The organism is Robertmurraya korlensis (assembly GCF_023715225.1).
Lineage (GTDB): Bacteria > Bacillota > Bacilli > Bacillales > Cytobacillaceae > Robertmurraya_A.
The window spans coordinates 51979-73593 of sequence record NZ_JAMBNS010000007.1 but is presented as its reverse complement, the minus strand read 5'-3'; the positions used below and the strand labels follow the sequence as shown (position 1 = coordinate 73593).

Annotated in this window: 24 protein-coding genes; 8 read left to right on the top strand and 16 right to left on the bottom strand. The window is 35.8% G+C overall.

The window, feature by feature from the left end; genetic code table 11:
- Positions 1-5: 5 nt before the first annotated feature.
- The 3 genes from M3175_RS13715 to M3175_RS13705 all read right to left on the bottom strand — a co-directional run bounded on the left by M3175_RS13715 (position 6) and on the right by M3175_RS13705 (position 3331).
- A complete protein-coding gene (locus tag M3175_RS13715) occupies positions 6-431 on the bottom strand; it encodes a transcriptional regulator GutM (protein WP_251519812.1) in 426 nt (141 codons plus the stop codon).
- A gap of 64 nt (positions 432-495) precedes the next feature.
- The gene (locus M3175_RS13710; RefSeq protein ID WP_251519811.1) at positions 496-2421 is read right to left on the bottom strand and encodes a BglG family transcription antiterminator; all 1926 of its coding nucleotides are present in this window, start codon (positions 2419-2421) and stop codon (positions 496-498) included.
- Between the two features lie 109 nt (positions 2422-2530).
- Entirely contained in the window at positions 2531-3331 is an 801-nt protein-coding gene (locus tag M3175_RS13705; RefSeq protein ID WP_251519810.1) for an SDR family oxidoreductase, read from the bottom strand.
- 345 nt (positions 3332-3676) lie between these two features.
- On the opposite strand from M3175_RS13705, the gene M3175_RS13700 reads away from it, so the two are divergent.
- The 5 genes from M3175_RS13700 (at position 3677) to M3175_RS13680 (ending at position 6686) form a co-directional block, all read left to right on the top strand.
- A complete protein-coding gene (locus tag M3175_RS13700; protein WP_251519809.1) occupies positions 3677-4111 on the top strand; it encodes a MarR family winged helix-turn-helix transcriptional regulator in 435 nt (144 codons plus the stop codon).
- 190 nt (positions 4112-4301) lie between these two features.
- Positions 4302-4838 carry an NAD(P)H-dependent oxidoreductase gene (locus M3175_RS13695; protein WP_251519808.1) on the top strand — a complete coding sequence of 179 codons (537 nt, stop codon included), beginning with the start codon at positions 4302-4304 and terminating at the stop codon, positions 4836-4838.
- Positions 4839-4868: 30 nt separating this feature from the next.
- On the top strand, positions 4869-5393 hold the full coding sequence (locus tag M3175_RS13690; protein ID WP_251519806.1) for an NAD(P)H-dependent oxidoreductase: 525 nt from the start codon (positions 4869-4871) through the stop codon (positions 5391-5393).
- A 188-nt stretch (positions 5394-5581) separates the two neighbouring features.
- Positions 5582-6292: an SDR family NAD(P)-dependent oxidoreductase gene (locus M3175_RS13685; protein ID WP_251519804.1), complete on the top strand. Its 711-nt coding sequence runs from the start codon at positions 5582-5584 to the stop codon at positions 6290-6292.
- A 22-nt stretch (positions 6293-6314) separates the two neighbouring features.
- Complete coding sequence (locus M3175_RS13680; protein ID WP_251519802.1) at positions 6315-6686, top strand: MerR family transcriptional regulator; 372 nt, start codon at positions 6315-6317, stop codon at positions 6684-6686.
- A gap of 121 nt (positions 6687-6807) precedes the next feature.
- Here the strand turns inward: M3175_RS13680 and M3175_RS13675 are convergent, their stop codons facing one another.
- From M3175_RS13675 to M3175_RS13660, 4 genes are all read right to left on the bottom strand, one after another.
- Positions 6808-7284: a hypothetical protein gene (locus tag M3175_RS13675; RefSeq protein WP_251519800.1), complete on the bottom strand. Its 477-nt coding sequence runs from the start codon at positions 7282-7284 to the stop codon at positions 6808-6810.
- A gap of 141 nt (positions 7285-7425) precedes the next feature.
- Positions 7426-8037: an FMN-binding negative transcriptional regulator gene (locus M3175_RS13670; RefSeq protein ID WP_251519799.1), complete on the bottom strand. Its 612-nt coding sequence runs from the start codon at positions 8035-8037 to the stop codon at positions 7426-7428.
- A gap of 22 nt (positions 8038-8059) precedes the next feature.
- The gene (gene paiA / locus M3175_RS13665) at positions 8060-8578 is read right to left on the bottom strand and encodes a spermidine/spermine N(1)-acetyltransferase (protein WP_251519798.1); all 519 of its coding nucleotides are present in this window, start codon (positions 8576-8578) and stop codon (positions 8060-8062) included.
- Between the two features lie 24 nt (positions 8579-8602).
- Complete coding sequence (locus tag M3175_RS13660; protein WP_251519797.1) at positions 8603-9055, bottom strand: MarR family winged helix-turn-helix transcriptional regulator; 453 nt, start codon at positions 9053-9055, stop codon at positions 8603-8605.
- A 114-nt stretch (positions 9056-9169) separates the two neighbouring features.
- Here M3175_RS13660 and M3175_RS13655 point away from each other — a divergent pair, with 114 nt between their 5' ends.
- Together M3175_RS13655 and M3175_RS13650 are read left to right on the top strand one after the other, a co-directional pair.
- Positions 9170-9814, top strand: a complete 645-nt coding sequence (locus tag M3175_RS13655) for a YczE/YyaS/YitT family protein (RefSeq protein WP_251519796.1) — start codon at positions 9170-9172, stop codon at positions 9812-9814.
- Positions 9815-10157: 343 nt separating this feature from the next.
- The gene (locus M3175_RS13650) at positions 10158-11024 is read left to right on the top strand and encodes a dimethylarginine dimethylaminohydrolase family protein (RefSeq protein ID WP_251519795.1); all 867 of its coding nucleotides are present in this window, start codon (positions 10158-10160) and stop codon (positions 11022-11024) included.
- Between the two features lie 108 nt (positions 11025-11132).
- Here the strand turns inward: M3175_RS13650 and M3175_RS13645 are convergent, their stop codons facing one another.
- Complete coding sequence (locus M3175_RS13645; RefSeq protein ID WP_251519793.1) at positions 11133-12173, bottom strand: NAD(P)-dependent alcohol dehydrogenase; 1041 nt, start codon at positions 12171-12173, stop codon at positions 11133-11135.
- A gap of 234 nt (positions 12174-12407) precedes the next feature.
- On the opposite strand from M3175_RS13645, the gene M3175_RS13640 reads away from it, so the two are divergent.
- Entirely contained in the window at positions 12408-12809 is a 402-nt protein-coding gene (locus tag M3175_RS13640; protein ID WP_251519791.1) for a MerR family transcriptional regulator, read from the top strand.
- A 74-nt stretch (positions 12810-12883) separates the two neighbouring features.
- Here the strand turns inward: M3175_RS13640 and M3175_RS13635 are convergent, their stop codons facing one another.
- The 8 genes from M3175_RS13635 to ganS all read right to left on the bottom strand — a co-directional run bounded on the left by M3175_RS13635 (position 12884) and on the right by ganS (position 21442).
- Positions 12884-13960 (bottom strand): CopD family protein, encoded by a 1077-nt coding sequence (locus M3175_RS13635; protein ID WP_251519789.1) that lies wholly within the window; start codon positions 13958-13960, stop codon positions 12884-12886.
- 1 nt (position 13961) lies between these two features.
- Complete coding sequence (locus M3175_RS13630; protein ID WP_251519787.1) at positions 13962-14495, bottom strand: copper resistance CopC family protein; 534 nt, start codon at positions 14493-14495, stop codon at positions 13962-13964.
- Positions 14467-14661 (bottom strand): hypothetical protein, encoded by a 195-nt coding sequence (locus M3175_RS13625; protein WP_251519785.1) that lies wholly within the window; start codon positions 14659-14661, stop codon positions 14467-14469. The genes M3175_RS13630 and M3175_RS13625 overlap by 29 nt, the downstream gene beginning before the upstream one ends.
- The gene (locus M3175_RS13620; RefSeq protein WP_251519783.1) at positions 14661-15650 is read right to left on the bottom strand and encodes a LacI family DNA-binding transcriptional regulator; all 990 of its coding nucleotides are present in this window, start codon (positions 15648-15650) and stop codon (positions 14661-14663) included. Before M3175_RS13620 ends, M3175_RS13625 begins: the two co-directional genes overlap by 1 nt.
- Before the next feature lie 183 nt (positions 15651-15833).
- Positions 15834-17903 carry a beta-galactosidase GanA gene (gene ganA / locus M3175_RS13615; protein WP_285852280.1) on the bottom strand — a complete coding sequence of 690 codons (2070 nt, stop codon included), beginning with the start codon at positions 17901-17903 and terminating at the stop codon, positions 15834-15836.
- A 43-nt stretch (positions 17904-17946) separates the two neighbouring features.
- Positions 17947-18798 carry a galactooligosaccharide ABC transporter permease GanQ gene (ganQ, locus tag M3175_RS13610; protein WP_251519781.1) on the bottom strand — a complete coding sequence of 284 codons (852 nt, stop codon included), beginning with the start codon at positions 18796-18798 and terminating at the stop codon, positions 17947-17949.
- A gap of 3 nt (positions 18799-18801) precedes the next feature.
- The gene (ganP, locus tag M3175_RS13605) at positions 18802-20058 is read right to left on the bottom strand and encodes a galactooligosaccharide ABC transporter permease GanP (protein ID WP_251519779.1); all 1257 of its coding nucleotides are present in this window, start codon (positions 20056-20058) and stop codon (positions 18802-18804) included.
- A 100-nt stretch (positions 20059-20158) separates the two neighbouring features.
- Positions 20159-21442, bottom strand: a complete 1284-nt coding sequence (gene ganS, locus M3175_RS13600) for an arabinogalactan oligomer ABC transporter substrate-binding protein GanS (protein WP_251519777.1) — start codon at positions 21440-21442, stop codon at positions 20159-20161.
- Positions 21443-21615: the final 173 nt, after the last annotated feature.

Below are 21615 nucleotides of genomic sequence, written 5' to 3'. Positions count from 1 at the left end.
TTTTCTTATCTTTTATTAGGTATTAAATGCTCGATCCAACCTTTTTTCACTCGTAATTCCCCACCCTTTGAAATAATGTCATAACTTCTAAGGGCATCAGCAATTGCTAGCTTAGTTAATTTATCTAGACCAATAAAATCTTCGTCAGCAATTTTTAACAAGTATTTACCTTCAAAGCCTTTTAGCTCTCTCACACGCGAGAAAACTGTCACTCCTTGCATTTTTGCCGCTTTTATTATTTTATTTTTTTTATCAATGCAAAACATAACAACAGTACCTGCTCTGAACATGCCAGTTTTCTTACCGATGGCTACTCTCCCCATTGACCTCATTTCGGCATATTTTTTATTAAAATGCCTAATTTGAAGAAACCCTAGAATGCTCTGTACCAACCATGCAATACCTATTAAAAGAATCAAGTACAAAATCATTTCTTTGTCTCTCCTATCCAAAAAATTACCGCAAACGCTTTCCAAAAGTTGTATAAAATATGGATTATAGTCTTGCTGCCTTTTCCAATAAGTTTGTTAACGTATGATAACTATTAACATTAGCTAGCTGGTTGGTAAGCTCTGTGGAATTAGCTATTTTTAATATTTCATCATAAAGTCTAACGATAAAGTGTTCACTATTATCTATTTGATCTTCTGGTAACCCCAATAAGAAAATTACCTTAACTTCTTTTTCCTCTACATTTATCTTTTCAGGAAAAACACCAATTGCAAGTTCTACTGAATTAGAGCTTCTATTGATCGTGTGTGGAAAGGCAATATAATTCCCAAATATCATGGAACCTTTTCTTTCCCTCTCCTCCAAGCGTTCTTTGAACCCTCCATCCATGTAGTTCTTCGCGGTTAAGGTATCAATCATCGTATTTACACCTTTGTGGTACCCTTCGTTACTTTCCAATAAAAAAAACTTTTCCTCGGTAATGAGTCCTCTTAAAATGGATTGGTACTCTCCTTCATGACTTATCTTTAAATTTTTCATAAAGGTAGCTACTTCAATCTCTTTAGTTACCTTTCTTTCATCAAAAATCTCACTAATCTTTACTAAAGGAATGTTTAGTTCAAAAGGTAATTTCACTGTTGAAAAAGCAATATCATAGTTGCTTATGAGATCTTCTGTTACTTCTTTATCGGAGTATAAATCTATCTCCGTTTTATTATTTAATACTCTCTCTAATTGCATAGCTATTAGTTTTGCTGTTCCTCTCCCAGTACCACAAATGACTGCTGCCTTTTGGAATCTTTTCACTTTTACATCATTATTTGCAATGAACACCCCAAAATAGAAAGCCAGGTAACCTAATTCATCCTCTGATACTGCTAAAGCACTCTCTCTTTCAATCACTTGTCCTGCGATTTCAGCCATTTTGTATGCAACTGGATATTTCTCTTTCACATCACCTAGCAATGGATTTTTTAATCGGAGACCAAATAACAGACGATTTAACATAAAAGTAAGGTGATATTGAAGATCGTTAAAAAAGGAATGATGTTCATGAATGATCTCTTTTTTAAAACCAAGTTGTTCAACAATCTGCTCAAGCAATCCTTTTACATCATCTGTAATTTTAACCTCAGCCATTGACCGATTATTGGTTGGTGTACGTCTCCCTGCTATAGGAATCGTGATAAAGAGTATTTCTAGCTCAGGAATCTCTATTGGTAGCTTTGTTTCTAAAGCTTTAATAATTTCCATTGCTACTTGATAATCTTTTGTTTCTAGTAATTTCTCATGTTTTTCATTTAATTTCTTCAAGGGATGATTCTTTAGTAAGCGATCTAACATTACGACAATAAATTCCATTAATCTTGATTGAGTTGTAGATTCAAAATCATACTTACTGCAGATCCCCAAGACTTCTTCTACGATATCTTCATCAATTGGATAATTACCAAATAATGAATCAAACATGTTATCCAAGATAAAGAATCTTATGTCGAGTTCTTCACCAATTAATTTCATTCCTTTATTTTGCTTCCCTTGAATGACTAGATTATATGTCCCTAAGGAAACCGAGGCCTTTTTTAATTCATTGATAAGGGTAGTTCTACCTATATGCATCTCATAGGCTAAGTCATCTAAAGTGTATGTTTCCTCACTATTGATCAAACGGTCGATGATAAAGGCAATCCTTTGTTTTGAAGTATCTAACTTTTCAGCTTCTGTATTTCTTCTATTTAATAAGTTATGAAATACCTCATTTTCTTTAATCTCTAGACGATAGCCTTTTCCTCTTTCATTTGTAATTATAGCCACACTAGTAAAATCTTGATTTAATTGATTAATATCATTACGTACTGTTCTAGAACTCACACCCAATAGTTTTGCTATCTCTTCTAAGGAACAATACGTTTTCTTTTGTAAAATTTCTAAAATCTGAACCGTTCTTTCGTCCAGTATAAAATCAGACATTTCATCACCTCTTTCAAAAATGGGCCATTTTATGGAGGAATAGGCGCAGGAAATCCCATTTCCCCCTGGCACCATTAGGCTTTGACTTGTCTACTGAATCTTAGCTTACTTATCCTCGTGATTTTCCACCCGAAATATTAAATGTCGTACCTGTTATATAACTAGCACGATCAGAAGCTAAATAAGAAACAAGATCGCCTATTTCTGTTAATTTCCCTTCTCTTCCAAGAGGGATTGATTTACTATAATCTGTTGAAAGACCATCTACCGAAACACCACGGGTATATGCTAGGGCTTCATTATAAGCGTCCGTTCTTAACCCTGTAGTTTCTATAATTCCTGGAGCAATGGCTACTACGCGAATATCGAACTTTCCTAATTCCTTTGCCCAAGCACGTGAAAATGCAATGACAGCCCCTTTAGTTGCTGAATAACAACTCTGACCGGCCGACCCTTCTTGCCCAGCCTCAGAAGCAACGTTAATAATAACACCCTTATTTTGTTTAATCATTTCTTTAGCTGAAGCTTGTGCAAAAAGATATGGGCCCTTTTGGTTAACGGCTACCATTAAATCAAAATCCTTTTCACTTAATTCGTACTCAGGTTTTTCTCCTTTTTCGTCTACTAATAATCTAGGTAAGTTAATACCAGCATTGTTTATTAGTATATCCAATGAGCCAAAAAGCTCAATAGTATGACCTATTACTCGCTCAACACTTTCCTTCTTTGTTACATCACACTTTAAGAAATATGCACCGCTTTCAAGTTGCCCGTCCTTTCCGTTCAAGTCTGCAACAACTACTTTTGCGCCATTTTTTATAAGTTCATTTGTAATGTTCAAACCAATACCAGAAGCACCGCCCGTTACAATTGCAACTTTTCCTTCTAAACCTAACCAAGAGTTATCCATGCTTTTCCCTCCTTGTTTTTATGAAAACACTTTCAACTCCTGGGTTTATTATAAGAATAATAGTGTTCATGATTAATACATACTTTTTCACACTAAGTTGAAAATATGTGTATTATTTGAGTTTCTGGAAGAACCATTAAATTCTATGGATTTAGAAATTGTTAATTCAATTAACTAACAGTTTTTCATATAAACAAAGGCTGTTGCTTAAGTAAAACTGAAAATGCTTATAAACAACTAACAATGACATTTTGAAGTAACTAAAAACTCTATGGAAGGTTTCAGTTGACTGAACTACTTTAGTATGTTAATTTGTATATGCAAATGAAAGAAGGAATGATAAAAATGAACGAAGAAGAACAAGTATTAATTCATTGTTTATACTTCACAGCTAGCCGTTTTGCTCGTAACATAACTAAATTAGCTGAAAATACGTTTGACTTTGGGGACCTTGCGCCATCCTATTATTACATGATCATGATCGTAAAATTCAATCCGGAAATAACTCAAAAAGAGCTGTGTCATAAATTATCTATAGCTCCTTCCACTAGTACAAGATTTATTGATAAACTAGAGAAATTAAAGCTTGTTACTAGAAAAATGAGTGGTAAACAAACGTTTATTTCCTTGACCGAAGAAGGAGAAAAAGCTTACAAACAATTTCGTATAACTTTAAAAGAACTGTTTAATGATTATTCTCACATATTAGGTCGAGAATTTAGTCTTGATTTAAGTAAAATGCTTCATGAAGCGAGCAATAAGCTGGAAAAGGATTCGTAATTTTTTTACCTTATCATTTGCATATACAAATGAATTTCATCTTTCTAAATGATTAATTTTCTAAGTATCAGGACCAAAAAGAATATATAGATGTTGATTTGAATCATTTTTTTAAACCTACATTTGTATATACAAATGACTTAAAGAAGTTATTGTTGTCGCCATACTTTATAAACAAAGGAGAACTAAAATGAAAACACTTGTTATTATTACTCACCCAAATCTTGATCAATCCAGAATTAACCGAGCTTGGCTGGAAGAATTAAAAAAACATGAAGAAATTACGATTCATTCGCTTTATCAAGCATACCCAGATGGAAAAATAAACATAGAACACGAACAAATGCTGTTAGAATCTCATGATCGAGTAATTCTTCAATTTCCATTCTATTGGTACAGCACTCCAGCTTTATTAAAACAATGGCAAGATGAAGTTCTTTCTTATGGCTGGGCATATGGGGAAGGGGGAGACAAACTTCACGGTAAGGAACTAGGTTTAGCAATTTCAACCTTTGGTCCAAAAGATTCATATCAGACAACTGGTTACAACAACTTTACGATGGAGACATTAACAACTCCTTTACAACAAACTAGTAACCTAATTGGAACTCGATTTATGCCACTGTTTACTTTAAATGGTGTAATGCATGTATCAGATGAGCAATTAACAGAAAATGCAAAAGCATATGTAGATTACGTACTTCAACCAGCTCTAAATGAAGTTTAAGTACTAGCTAAGCAGAAAGAAGGTATCAATTTGAAAACACTGGTCATTGTTGCACATCCAAACCTAGAGAGCTCTCGAGTAAATAAGCGCTTTGCAGAAGAAATAGAAAAATACGAAAATGTATACGTCCATCGTTTGTATGATGTTTATCCAGATGAAACTCTTGATATTCAAAGAGAACAAGAACTTTTATTAGCTCATGATCGTATAGTTTTTCAATTCCCATTTTATTGGTATAGCGCGCCACCACTTTTAAAAAAATGGATGGATCATGTTTTAGCCTATGGTTGGGCTTATGGAACAGGCGGAGACAAGCTTCATGGTAAGCAATTAATTATTGCCACTTCTACTGGAGGACCTTCAATGGCTTATACTGCAGGAGGATACAACCAATATACGATGAGTGAATTGCTTCGACCGTTTCAAGCCACAAGTAACTTAATTGGTACAAAATATATTACTCCCTTCTCTGTTCATGGAGTAAGAGCGTATTCTGATGAAGAGATAAAACAAAGCGCTGAAAGATATGCGCATTACATTTTAAATTCAAAATAAGTTAAATATAAGAAGTGAGCCTGGAAGTATCCAGGCTTCTTTTTGAAGAATTTATTTAATTCGTTACACTAGAATACCTGTATCACATAAAGGGATTAAAACATTCAAAAAACACTTGACCTCAACTTAGGTTTAGGTTGTATCTTTTAAATTGTATCTCGGAGTTATTGAAAAATGGAGGAAAATATATGAAAAAATTCGCTTTTGTAACAGGTGCCAATAAAGGTATTGGATATGAAATTGTTCAACAATTAGCAGAAAAAGACTATCACGTTTTTTTAGGAGCTCGAAACGAGGAATTGGGTCAAAAAGCGGTACAATCTTTAGGTTTTGTAAATGTTACTTTTGTTCAAGTTGATATTTCTGACACACAATCCATTCAAAATGCATTTAATAAGGTCTTTGAAGTAACTGACCATTTAGATTTACTAATCAATAACGCTGGTATCGCACTTGATTTTAATATTTTACCTAGTGAATTAAAATTAGAAACACTGCGTCAAGGATTTGAAGTTAATTTCTTTGGAACATTCCAAATGATTCAAGTCTTTTTACCATTAGTTAAAAAAGCTCACCGTGGTAAAATTGTTAACTTAACTACGGATATGGCATCGCAAACAATGTTTGACAAAGGCGAAGCAGGACAACTTAATTTATTAGGTTATAATTCATCAAAAACTGCTGTGAACTCTTTAACATTATCCTTTGGTAAAGAATTTGGTACTAATGGTCCTGAAATTTTAGGTATTACCCCTGGTTTTACCACTACTGACCTTAATGGAAATGCTCCTGGAGGAAAAACAGCTGGGGAAGGTGCACAAATTATAGTTAAACATGCCTTAAGTGAAACAAATTACAATGGTAAAATTCTTAATTCAAATGGGATTATTCCTTGGTAATAGAAGGGGAATTTAAAAAACTATGAATTATACTATTGGACAAATTGCAAAAATGAAAGATTTATCCATTTCTCAATTACGTTACTACGACAATCAAGGACTGCTGCCTTTTCTCAAAAGAACTGAAAAAGGAGATCGAGTTTTTAACGAGGATGCACTTAATTTTCTAGAACTTATCATCTGTTTGAAAAATACTGGAATGCCAATCAAGGAGATTAAACAATTTGTTGATTGGTCAATGAATGGAGATTATACCACCCCTCAACGACTAGAAATGATAAAACAACACGAAATCACTGTTTTACAACTAATTCAAGAAACAGAAGAAAACCTTAAAAGGATTCAAAAAAAAATAGCAAGATTAGAACATGAAATGAATAAAAGCTCAAATTAACTTTTGGAATTTTTCATAAAAAGTAAAAGAGACCATCATCCAATACTTTTGGTCTTTTTGCTTTATTATCCAACCACTAAAAGTTTCAAAAAAAATGAAAAGCCAATATAAGGAGACTCTTTTAGGGAGTTTTTACTAATTGCTTTGATAGTAACTTTAAATACCAAGGAAAGAAGAATTTAAAAATAATAAAATAAACGGGTATTCCATACCATGTATTCCACCCATTATTTTTCATATATCCGAACTGAACTAAACCAAATTCTAAGACAAAACATAATAATGTAAATATAAAAACAAAAATCCATTTCTTGTGAGGTTTATAAAAATTAACATAGATGGTGGCAATGCTCGCAGGGACAAAGCCAATTAATAAAGCATCACTTAACTCAATTGATATTTTTTTTGCTAGGTCAAATAAGTTGAATGTGGACATTGATATCGTATCAAAGGTCCAAGTCAATCCCGCGGAAAAAACAAGAGTAATAAATATGCCTACCCATGTTAAATTTTTTTTAGGCATGATTAGTACAAATAATATCGATATTATCACTAAAGTCCAGACATACCATTCACCTTCATATTTCATAAATTCCATGAAATCACCTGCTTAAATTTAAGTCATCTTAATTTATCTTGAATTAATTAGGTAGAAAATATACTATCCTTCTTCACATAGATAGGAAAGGGTTTGAAGTTATCGCTCCCTTCCTCTCCGTTCAATAAGGGACTTTTATTTTCATTTTTGTAGATTCTTCTTCATAAGAGTTGCTACTTGAAGATTGTCGTGTTGAGATGTATTTTCTAGTTGCTTAATAATTAATTCTTGTCGTTCGACAGGATGATTTTGACTTAATTTAGCTTTTGCTTCCATTTTTGTGATTTTTATTCGGAACGCTACAATTCCTTTACTCATTCCTTCGATAAAACTAGGTTCAACAACATTTAAATTGTATGAGCTATCCGGGCTTTCGTATTTATTTACCAAGTTATTTAAAGATTCGAATATTACTTCTCTATCTTCGACAATCTCCATCTTTCCATATAAATGGATCGACACATAATTCCAAGTAGGTACTGCTCTAGTTGTTTCATACCAAGAAGGTGAAATATAACAGTGAGGGCCTTGGAAAACCACAAGGACTTGTTGGTTTTCCACATCCCTCCATTGTTCGTTCGGACGTGCAAAATGACCATATATAGCCTTTTCAGATTTATTTAACATCAATGGAAGATGAGTAGCGTAGGGTTCTCCTTTATGCTGAGTAAATAAGGTTGCAAATCCGTATTTTTCCATAAATTCATAAATTACTTCTTCATCATCAATTTTAAAATGATTAGGTATATACATAATGTCCTCCTTTCAAAAAAAGTTATATGAGTGTTTTGGTCATTATAAAGTCCGTTTGTTCTTCATCACCCATAAAAAAAGAGTGAGATCCCGTTTGGACAAACCCCATCTTTTTATAAAAGGCAATAGCATTATCATTTTTTTCCCATACGCCTAGCCAGATTTCCTTTTTATTACGTTCCATCGCCATTTCCATAGCTTTATTTAGCAGATATTTACCAAGGCCATGTTTTTGAAATGTGTTCTTAATATAAATCCTCTCGATTTCAAGTGATTCATCGCCCATTTCTTCAGACTGAGCCTCATTGGTATTGACCTTTAAATATCCAGCGACTTCATTATTAAAATAAACAAAAAAGAATTGTGAGGAAATATTGGATATTTCTTTTTCTAATTGGTTTACGTGAAATGCTTTTTCCAAGTAGGCATTCATATTTTCGGGTGAATTTTGATGTTTAAATGTCTCATTAAATGTTTCATAACTAATTTCTTGAAGTTTGTGTAAATCGTCAAGTTTACACTGTTTTATATGAATCGTCATTTAAATAGGTCGCTCCCCTATAAATCAATAAATTCTCTTGTTTCCCTTTTTTACATATTCCCAATCTTTTTCTATATTTTTTCTTACTCTTTGAAGAAGATGGAAAATGGATTCTACTTCTCTATTAGAAAATCCCTCTAATGCAACGTTATTGGAATAATCATTTTCTCTCTTTATAAAAGGAAAAACCTGTTTCCCTTTCTCTGTTGGGAAGAGTTTTTTAATTTTCTTATTATGTTGATCTTCTTTCTTTTCAATAAAGCCATTCATTTCAAGTTTTTTTATAGCTCGAGCTGCTGTTGTTCGGTCTACTTTTATCATCTCAGCTAATTTTTCTTGAATGATCCCTGGGTTTTCACAAATTCGTACAAGATACAAATACTGCCCTTTCGTAAGGTCATATTCTTTAAATTCTATATTACTTATGGAATCTAACGCCCTTGCTATCATTCCAATTTCTCGAAGAATTTCCTTCATAATTACCTCCTTTTTTCATATTTTTGTTGCAAATGCAATAAAAATAACATATGTTAAATTTAACCTTATTTTGTTGTATTTGCAATAAAAAAATCAAGATAAAGAGGTCGAAAAATGAAATTTGTATTTTATGTATTAGGAATTTTAGTATTAACCCTTGGTATTTCTTTGACTATTCAATCAGACCTTGGAACATCACCTTTTGATGCACTTTTGGTAGGACTGTCCATAAATATCGGGCTTACTGTGGGAAGTTGGGAAATAATCATAGCTTTCATATTGATATGTTGTAATTCATATTTAAAAAGACAAAGACCAGAAGTTTTGGGTTTGTTAACCGCCATAATAACGGGTATTGGTATTGATCTATGGCTTTTATTATTGCACCATTTAATCACACCTGAATTTTGGTACAGTAAAGTGGTTTGTTTTGGAATCGGCTTAGTTTTTATAGGATTAGGAACGGCAACATATTTACACACAAATTTCGCACCGATTCCAATTGACCGGTTAACATTAATCCTTCAAGAATTGACTAGAACAAATATATTTTTTTCGAGAACATTCATATATCTCGTATTCTTGATAATGGCAATGATCTTTCATGGACCCATTGGCATTGGAACGTTATTAACCGTTTGTTTAGGGGGACTACTACTAAATTACTTCATGCCACTTACTAAAAAAGCAATAGACCACATACTAACACAATCTTGTACATCATCAAATTACGAAAAAGAAAAAAACCATTCGATATAGTAACGGGTTCTGTTTATTAATAGACGGAGGAATTCCGGCTAATGTATATCGAGGAAGCTTAAGAAGCAGAAATAAGCGGAGGAATTCCGGTTAACTGCTCTAAATAAGCCAAAATTCATTGATTTGGATCACATAAGCGGAAAAACTACGCTTATTCTTAAGGAAATAGAGATATTTTTCAATATAAACGGAATTTTTCCTGTTATTTTCAAACGTATTTAAAAAGTGGCAGGTATCTGAACCAGTTATCCATCTAGAATGGTTTTGTTACTTTTTCCTTTTTCATTTTTACTTCCTATTAAGGGAATATTGATACTATACCCATTAATAGGAGGACCTAAATATGACATTAGAATCCAATACTGAACATAAAACGATCTGTTTCAGTGAATACGATGAATTAAAGCGAGTGATCTGTTGCCAGCCGCAGTACATGACAATCAGGGATGTGATTAACGAGACTCAAAAGCATTTTAAAAATGAAGGAATACATATAGAGACTGCATTAGAACAGCATAATCAAATGGTACAGACGCTGCGGAATTACGGCATTGAAGTTATTTTACTTCCTTACCATAAGAAATACCCAGAACAGGTTTTTACAAGGGATATAGGGTTTACACTCGGACATACGGTTTTTGTAGCCGATATGGCAAGTGATGTTAGGCAGGGAGAAGATAATGTATTAAAGCAGTGGCTGGAGGATGAAGGATTCTCCTACTATAATATTGTCGGAGATCAAATTGAAGGCGGAGATGTGATTATCGACAGGGACACCGTATACATTGGGTTGAGTAATCGAACCAGCCAGCAGGCAGTTGACCATTTAAAACATCTTTTACCCCAATTTGATGTTAAAGCCATCAAGTTCAAGGCTGAATATTTACATCTAGACTGTGTATTTAATGTTTTATCTCCAGAGCTAGCCCTTATCTTTCCGGATGCATTGACAAAAGAAGATTTCGACATATTTGGTTCAAAGTATGAACTTATTGAAGTATCTGATGAAGAACAGTTCACGCTTGGGACGAATGTGCTCGGAATAGGAAACAAGCGAGTCTTGAGCTTACCAGTAAATAAAAATGTCAATAAACAGCTTCGTGAACGTGGGTTTGAAGTAATTGAAGTTGATATAACTGAAATAATTAAGTCAGGAGGCTCTTTCCGCTGCTGTACGCTGCCTATTCTTAGGTCAAGGTCAAATTCTTAGTCTATTCGTATCTTGAACTTAAATCTACTTTAAAGCAAAAGGATGTCCAAAAACCTAGGTTTGTTGGACATCCCCGAAATTACCATTAGAATATATAGATTACTCAAATCACATGGTGCTAGTGTCGATCACAAATCGATACTTCACATCTGAAGCTAATACACGTTCGTAGGCTTCGTCAATTTGATCGGCCGAAATGACTTCAATAGAAGGAACGATATTATGTTCTGCACAAAAATTCAACATCTCCTGAGTCTCACGGATGCCGCCAATCATTGAACCTGCAAATGAACGGCGATGACCGATAAGTGAGAATACGTTAACCGCTAACGGCTCTGCTGGTGCACCGACGTTGACTAATGTACCATCCAGCGCCAGTAACGAAAGGTAGGCACTAATATCGATTTTTGCACTGACTGTATTTATGATAAGGTCGAACGAACCAGCTAGTTTCTTAAACGTCTCTTCATCGCTCGTCGCGTAGTAGTTGTCCGCACCGAATTGCAAACCATCTTCCTTTTTACTCAAAGTTTGTGACAGGACGGTAACTTCTGCACCCATGGCGTGCGCAATCTTGACAGCCATATGACCAAGCCCTCCCAAACCAACAACCGCTACTTTCTTACCTGGACCAGCCCCCCAGTGGTTTAAGGGAGAATATGTTGTGATACCTGCGCAAAGTAAGGGTGCCGCGACGTCAAGCTCAATGCTATCAGGAATTCGTACTACAAAGTCCTCCGTTACAACAATGTGGGTTGAATAGCCACCTTGTGTAGGCTCACCATATTTGTCAACACCCGCATAGGTAGGAACATTTCCTTTGAGGCAGTATTGTTCTTCCCCTTTACGGCAATTCTCACAGTCACCACAGGAATCAACCATACATCCGACCCCTACTCGGTCACCGACCTTATACTTTGTCACCTCTGATCCTACATCAGTAACAATTCCCGCAATCTCGTGTCCGGGTACTAGAGGATAATTCACTTCCCCCCATTCACCGTGAGCAGTATGGATGTCAGAGTGACAAATGCCTGCATATTTAATTTCAATTAGAACATCGTGTAGATCAAGGTCTCGTCTTTTAATTTCAGCCACTCGAAACGGTTTGTCTGGACCGTCGACTGCTCTTGCTTTAGCTACTGTCATTTTGTTTAAACCTCCACTATACTTTGATTTTCTAAGAGAATCTACTGGAATCAGGTGTACATTAACATCCTTTTAATTACTCCCTTTTCTCTTACAAATCTAGAATAATCCCTATAGTTAACTCTAGGTCAAGCAAAAAGTTAAACTTTGACCTTGGGTATACAGCATGATAAAATCTTTTTTAACATAGAGTTAACTCGAAGTCTATATCTAGAGAAAAGGAGACCAGTGACAATGACATATTCTATAAGCGAAGTTGCAAAAGAATTAGATCTCACCGTATATGCCTTACGATACTACGATAAGGAGGGCCTAATGCCTTTTGTGGAACGTACCCCTAGTGGAACCCGATTATTTAAAGACTCCGATATTGAAGCATTAAAAATTATTCAATGTCTAAAATCTACTGGGATGCCAATTAAGGAAATTAAAGGATTCATTGAATGGTGTTCAGAGGGCGACTCCACCTTGCAGCAAAGATATAACATGTTCTTGGAGCGAAAAGCGATTGTAGAAGCACAATTGGAAGAACTAAATAAGACCATGGAGATCATCAATCATAAATGCAACTATTACAAGACTGCCCTGAATGCAGGAACGGAAGATATTCACAACAACAAAATAGGAAATTTTTAAATAACAGAAAAGCCACCTGACCATCAAAACTGTTGTTCTGAAAATCAGGTGGTTCTTTTTGAATATTAAATTCATTATATCGATACGATCATCATTATCCCAAAGTACATAGTGAAAATGAAACTTACTCCAAAAAACACTGCTGATAGAGGGTTTATCCTCTTCATACTAACAAAGATCATGCCAATAAATAGAAGAGATAGCACCATCATGAGTATAGAAGGGAAATTACCTTTCAGTCCAACATTCATTGTGGTTACTATTTCTTTTCCTAAAAGCCACTCTACCCACTTCGAAGCCCCTTCTGACTTAACCGTAAAATCGACATCATGTGGCGGAGATAATGTTCCCATGATACTTGTAAAATAAAAGGTGATGAGTATGATCAAACCTTCTGCCTTTATCCACGGACGAGGATTATAAAGGGAATCACCATGTACCCTTTTTAGCAGCAAACCATTTATTAAAGCAAAAATTAGTAAAGGAATTATGCTAATATGTTTTAATAACAACATCTGACCATATGGAAGTACCCACGAACTCACATAGTCCTTTGGCTCGACAATATACTTCATAAGTGAAAACCCACTTATAAATATAATTACTAATGAAACTACAGCAAAGGGAGTAAACCATTTTAAAAACTTTGACCACTTTTCTTGATCATTAGAAAACCATGCAACATGTATAAGTACTCCTACCCATAATGAAATGACTAAAAAGTGTGCCGAATGAGCAATTAATCCAGACCAAAAGGATAACGATGCGACATGGCTTGCATAACCTACTGAAAGAACCATGAAAAGCAAAAGTATAGCTTGGATATATTTAGAACCGTTTAATACAATGGTCAACCATAAAAAAACGGTTAAAAACCCTGTGCTAATCCAAGCTCTCCCTACTTGAAAATCAGTTAATACTGAGTAAGTAGCCAAGGCAAAACCAACAGAATCGCTAAAATAAGAGATAACCTGAACGACTGGTCCAAAACTACAAATATAAATACCTAATAAGAGTAAAAGAATCGCTTTTTTAGATACCTTGGTGATGGGTTTATATTCATTAGGAACAAACTGAAGGGCAATATACCCTGCAAGAATGGAATATAAACAATAATTGATTAGCTCTACAAAAGGGATCAAGATACTCATTTTATCTCTTCTTTCTATAAAGAGTGACTAGACCAATCGCCAATAAAAGGATAGCTATTTTTGGAAGGAATGTTTTTAAGTGATTGCCGTTGTTCGCATTATTTTCGGTAACTACTTCCTTTTCTTCTTGGGTGGTATCTTGTTTGATTGGCACTTCTTCCGTTGTATCTTGAGCTTCTTCTTCCGTTAATTGTACGCTGAATGGAATTTCTCCTGTAAGTGGATGTCCATCTCCCCCAACAATATTCCAATTTATGATATATGAGCCACTCTCTAGTGGTGTTCCTAGTAACCCAATTAATTGATTTCCTTGAGCTTGAACACTTTCAAACTTAATGTCTTGTCCATCCTTCATCAGGGTCATTGTACTTAAAGATTCAATTTCTCCCCCAAACGTTAGGGTGATTTCTTTTGTTTCTTCCTTAACAACTTGACCTGCCTCTGGAATGGAGGAAGTGATCTCCGTATGTGCTGATACAACCGATGGTAAAATTAACACCAACAGACTAATAAAAATAATAAGTAATTTTTTCATACTCTACCTCTTTATATTTATAGATTTTCTTTGCTAGATGTTTCGCATTAATACCAATCCCTTGTAGTATGGCAGAATCTATACGATATTGCCAAGCCCTTACTTTTTCAAAGAAAAAAATGGCATACACCATTCGTATGCCATTTCTAACTGGTATGGTTTTCACTAAAAACTACTGTCACGAATAATCAGCTCTGTTCCCAGCTGCACCTTTTTGGACACTTTACGCCCCATCACACGTTCCATGACTAAATCAACTGCTACTTCTCCCATCATTTCGGTATGAACTTTTAATGTTGATAGTGATGGATAAATATATTTAGAAACACTAATATCATTCAAACCAATGATATTCACTCTGTCTGGAACCACGATATTTTCTTCATGTAATGCTCGGAGGGCTCCAATGGCAAGAAGGTCATTTCCCGCAAAGAAGGCCGTTGGTAAGTTATCTTGGTGCTCAATGATCGCTTGTTTCATTAATCGATATCCGTCGTCCACTGAAAAAGATCCGGTGTAAATAAAGCGTTCGTTCCATAATTCCTTTTCATTCATATAGCTAAAAAATGTCTTTTCCCGAAGGTCTGTGATTTCACCTGATTGATCTCTATAGTATTCGCGACCCCCAATATACCCAATGGAAGAGTGCCCTTTGTCTAAAAGATAATCGACGATCTTTTTGGTGGCCTTATCAAAGTCAGTAATTACTGAATCATACGAATCATCCATCAAACTATGATCAACTAAAACAATGTGTTCGGTAATCTCTGCTAGAGCTCGCACTTGGTTTTCACTGAACTTTCCTATGGCAATAATTCCTTGAATATTTTCCTGCTTTAACTCCTCGATATCATTGTAAAAATACTTTACGATTTGTGTATCCAGCTGCTGACATCTTGTTTCTATTCCAAACCGTATTGACATATAATATAAATCTTCGAGCTCCTCTTTCTCTGTATACCAATGAACAATCGCAAACTTGGAAGGGCTAGACTTTCGTACAACCCGACGTTTATATTCGAGCTTTTCTGCAACTTCAAATATCTTTTTTCTTGTCTCATCCGTAACTGAAAGCGAAGAATCATAGTTCAATACACGGGAAACAGTAGCAATGGATACACCGGCCTTTTCTGCAATATCTTTGATCGTGGCCATATCATCACCTCTATCTCACTAATCTCATATATTTATCATTCCATATCCCTATATAAAAAGAAAGGATTAAATTAGAAAATACAACAAAGTCTGCCCCCATAAAGGAGGTCAGACCTCGTTTGTGCTATAAATTTTCATAAATACATGAGTGGGTTCCCGGTCCCACCCATGTATGCATTCACGTTAATTCGTCGTTCTTCTTTTCTCAACAATTCGTACTTCATACTTCTCTAACGTTACTTCTCCAATCAATTCTTCACCGGTAATCTTATCTGTTACTGGTAACTCAAAGCCGACCGTTTGTTTTTCCTCGGTGAAATTCATAACAAAAATGTAGTCACTTTCAGGAGCATTTCTTACTTGTACAGATACCCCCTCTCCATGTTTTACTGAAGACACAGATTCTAGAGCCAAATCTTTCATTATTTCTTCATAAAAGTCCCTTTGGAACTGATCTTCTAATCGACCACCAATATAGTACGCATTTCCTTTTTCATAGTTATGGCTCGTTATGGCTGGGGTATTTGCATAGAAATCATCTGTGTATACACCCTCAACTGTTGCCGTGTTTAACTCAAGGATCGTAGCGTAATCCTTTAATTCATACGTACGACCTTTATACTCCACTTGATTACGATCTTTTGGATAATACGTATCTGTTTCAACTGGTTTTAAGCCAAAGATATCTTGAAGGTCTTTATGCCATCCACCTAAGTACGTTAGGTCATGCTCATTTACAAGACCACTAATATAGGTCATGACAAGTGTTCCACCTGCTGCGACATACGATTTTAAACGTGAAATGGTCTCTTCACTCATTAAATACAACATCGGCACAATTAACAGTTTGTAAGTTGAAAAGTCTTGCTCCTTAGTGATCACATCTACTGGAATATCTTTTTCCCAGAAAGCCTTGTATTGCTGTTGCAAAGTTTGAGGATAGCGTTTGGATTCCAATCCAAATCCTTGTGCATCATTTAGAGCCCAGTTGCTTTCCCAATCGTAAAGAATAGCAACATCTGCTGGACGATTCGTTCCTACTATTTCAGATAGATGTTCTAATGTTTTTCCGACTTGAGCTACCTCTTGGAAAACACGGTTATTCGTACTGTTATCATGATCCACGACAGCACCATGGAATTTTTCGGACGACCCACGTGATTTTCTCCACTGGAAGTACATCACACTATCAGAACCATGAGCAACCATTTGCATGGATGATAGAAGATGCATACCTGGTCTTTTTGCTTTGTTTACACTATGCCAATTTACCAGACTTGGAGTAGATTCCATTAATAAAAATGGTTGTTGTTTTAAACTACGATAGAGATCATTAATGAAGCCAACCTTCATGGCTAAATTCGCCGTACTTTCCCAGTCATTATGCCATGCTGGATACGCATCCCAGCTAATCACATCCACATGTTTGGCAAACTTACTATAATCAAGTGCTTGAAACGGAATTAAATCGAATGTATCCGCCATAAAATTCGTTGTGATTGGTATCTCCGGTGTAAGCTCTCTTAATGGAACAATCTCATTTTCATAGAAAGAAATCGTTTGATCCGTAACGAAGCGTCGCCAATCCAGGTTTAAGCCATGAACCATACTTTCGCCAATTGGAGAGGGAGATTCTACCTGTGACCAATCACTATACGTGTGACTCCAGAACGGTCCCCACCAGGCATCGTTTAATGATTTCAGATCATGATGATATTTGTTTTTAATCCAATCTCTAAAAGCCGTTTGACACTGATCACAGTGACACTCTCCACCGTACTCATTGGAGATATGCCACATCAATAAAGCCGGATGATTACCGTATCTTTCCGCTAATCTGCGGTTCATTTCCTGTGTTTTTTCACGATAAACAGGAGATGTAAAACAATGATTATGTCTTCCCCCGTGTAATTGTTTCACTCTAGAAGAATTTACGCGAAGAACCTCAGGATACTTTTCCGACATCCAAGCAGGGCGCGCTCCGCTTGGTGTGGCTAAGATTACTCTTCCACCAATACTATGAATATTGTCAAAAATATCATCTAACCATTCAAATTGATACTGGCCTTCCTTTCGTTCCAACGCACTCCAAGCAAAAATTCCTACCGAGAACGTATTCGTATGGGATAGCTTCATTAATTTGATATCATCCGCTAAGATTTCTGGATGATCCAGCCATTGATCGGGATTATAGTCTCCACCATGAAGCATGAACTTTGCTTTTGTTGTATATGTTTTATGATGATTTTTCATTGTCGTCTCCCTCTACTATTCATTTTCTAGCCTTTTAATGAAATCAACCCTTCGTTCCACCAGCTGTTAATCCTGATACAAAGTTCTTCTGAAGCAAAATGAATATAATCGCAATCGGAATACTGATTAGTATGGCTCCAGCCGCAAAGGTCGTGTAGCTAGCCCCCATCACATCATTGACTAGGTTATACAATCCGATCGGTAGGGTGTACGCCTCAGGTGTTCGTAAAATGGTCGATGATAAAACGAAATCTCCCAGCGGTCCTGTAAAACCATTCATCGCTACGACCGCGATCATTGGTCGTGATAAAGGCATAATAATCTGTAAAAAGATTCTTGTATTACTTGCTCCATCGATTTTCGCGCTTTCATCTAAGTCCATTGGAATCGAATCCATATACCCTTTCATCAAATACGTGTTCATCGGAATTTGACCACCTATATATAAAAGGATTAACAGCCAATGACTATTCATCATGCCCAGTATTTGCGCTAATACGAACAGAGCAATAAGAGCTGAAAATTGTGGAATCATTTGTAGCAAAAGAAATAAGGTTAATGCATGTTGTCTTCCCTTAAACCGAAAGCGAGAAAATGCATAAGCCGTAAAGGAAACACTTATAACTGACCCTAGCATGGTGAAAATACTAATTTTCAAGGAATTTAAATACCACGCGCCATATTGCAAGCTTTCTTTTCCTGCAAACAACTCTCGATAATGATCGAGTGTAGGGTTTTTAGGAATGATGGACGTGCTAATCAAGCTGTTTCCTGGATTAAAGCTCGCTCCAACAGTCCAAATTAACGGATAAATAATGATCACTGTCATAAAAATTAATATTCCATGTGTAATTAGGAGACGAAAGAATTTTTGTTTTTTCATGTCTTTCAGCATCTTTTAAGCCCCCTCTTTAAAGGAATTCGTACGTCTAAATTGCCAAAGTGCAATCGTAATAACAAACACGGAAAGCAAGATGGTTAATGCAGCCGCTAATGAATACTGACTCGATTGCATCGTTAATTTGTATATCCATGAAACGAGTATATCCGTTCCACCAGCCGTCGACCCTGGAACAGCAGGTCCGCCACCATTAAATAGATAAATGATATTAAAGTTATTAAAGTTAAACGTGTATTGAGTAATAATGATCGGAGCCATTGCAATCAAAATCATTGGCATTGTAATATGGCGAAACTTGGCAAAAACAGATGCTCCATCAATGGTCGCTGCTTCATAAAGATCATCTGGAATAGATTGAAGGACACCTGTTGTCACTAAGAAGATATATGGGAAACCCAACCATCCCTGCATAAGAATTAAAGCCACTCTTGTCCAGTTTTCATCGGTAAGCCACGGGATCGACCCAATTCCAAATGCAGCCAATATATCGTTATTGATTGCCCCAAAACTATCATTAAATAACCCTGCAAATATTAATATCGTGACAAATCCAGGTACAGCCCACGGTAAGACAAGAACCGTTCTGTAGAATTTGGTGAACTTCACATCTTTCTGGTTGACTAACACCGCTAAAAACACACCAAGGCTCACCTGTAAGGTAGAGGCCACAAGCGTCCAAATGACCGTCCAAGCTAATACATCAAAGAAGGTAGAACGCCAAATATCAACGGTGAAGATCTCAAAAAATGTTTCTAACCCGACCCAATCAGCTAAGTTTGCTGGTGGCGAGTGGTATAAATCATAGTTCGTAAACGCTAATGCGAAACTAAATAAAATAGGGAAAATAACGGCAAATATTAAAATAAAGAGCGAGGGTCCACTGATGACATAAGGATAGCCTTGCTCAATTAAATTACGATAATCTTCTTTAAGAGAATGTAGACGCTGATTGTTGTCTCGTAACTGACCGTTTTTATAAGCATCTCGTAGATTGATATAGTAAAAGGCCAACCCAAAAATCGTTACAATGACAGCTATAATCCCTTCAGCTAGTAGAAAGATAGAGTTATCACGGGGTACTTCCGTTCCAAGTGTGAAAAGTCCCCAAAAGCCCATATTCAACAAATCACCAAATACGGCAAAAAACGAAACAGCTAGTAGTAAAAAGAAAAGCCCTTTAATCCACTGCTTATTGTAAAATTGACCAAGCCCTGGAATGATTGATAGTAGCAAAGCCGTTTTGCGATGTTGCACTTTTTTCACCTCTTATTAGACGTTAGTGTTACCATTTCCGCCCTTATAATAAATGGTGTCAAACATGAGTAACGTTTGACACCATTGTTTACTTTACAAATTATTTTCCACCATGCTTGGCTTCGATCTGTCCTTTAATCGTTTCAACTGCTTGCTCCAATGCTTCTTTAGGTTGAGCCTTACCAGTTGCAATGGTTTGTAGGGCAGAGTCTGTTGGTGTCCAAACTTCGTTCATTTCTGGAATGTTTGGAGTTAATTCAGCAAATTGAGATTGCTCTGCTACCGCTTGGGCTGCTTCACTTTCTGCTACAACAGGGTCATTAGCAAGTGCTTGTACGGCAGGAACTTCCTTGGTTACTTCATATCTAGCTTTTGAGTTCTCTTCATTTGCTAAAAATACAACTAATTTCTCAGCAAGTTCAGTATTTTTACTATAAGCACTTACGTTATAGCTCTTCACTCCAACGAATGAACTCATATTTTCGCCATTTGAAAGCTCGGGTAATTTGGTTACACCAAAATTGATTCCTGCTTTTGTAAACGGCTCAATATTCCAAGGACCTGAAATGACAGCAGCTGCTTTTCCTTCCGTAAATAACGATTCAAGCACATTTATCCCTTGTTCCCCGATGATTCCAGCTGGAAATAGACCTTCTTTATAAAATTTTTGAATATATACTGCCCCTTCAAGAGCGCCTTTGTTATTTAATCCAATATCTGCAGGGTCATAATTGCCCTTGTCATCTGCACCGAAAATATATCCACCATACCCGCTCATCACACTTTGTGCATAATAGATTTGATCAAACAAAGCTAAAAATCCAAAGTTTTTTCCATCCGTAACCTTCTTAGAGTAGTCATACCATCCATCAAGAGTGGTTGGAAGCTCAGCTTCAGACACTAAATCTTTGTTGTAATAAAGCATGGTAGTTTCTACAGCCTTAGGTAATCCATACACCTTGTTATTTACCATTTGCGACTTCATAGCGACTTCTGTATAAATTGATTGAACCTCTTCACTTACATTTAATTCTTTAATTAAGCCTTCCGTTACCGCCGTTCCAATTTGGTCCCCAGGCATGGTAAGTACATCTGGTCCCGTACCACCCGGTCCATCCATACGTAAATCTTCTATTTGTTGAGCATAGGCTTTTTCAACTACTTTCACCTTTACTCCATTTTCTTCTTCAAACTTCGCAATCGCATCTTTAATTCCTGCTCCCTTTTCAATATCCTCCCAAACTAGTAAATCATACTCTTTGTTCTTGGAAGAATCGTTCGAGCTGGTACTCTCAGTACTACTTTCTTGAGGTCCACATGCTACTAAAGATAGACTTAAAGCAATACCGCTCATAAGGCTAAAATACTTTTTAAACTTCTTCATAGCTTACATCCTCTCACATTAGTTTGCATTTTTTACGTTGAAAGCGCTTCAGCAATTAAAATATATCACCAAAAGTAAAACATGTAAATATTTTTTTACTAAAACTAGTAAAATATTTTAAGAAAAACATTTTACTAGTTTTAATCATATGTATAACAGTATAGTCACCACTT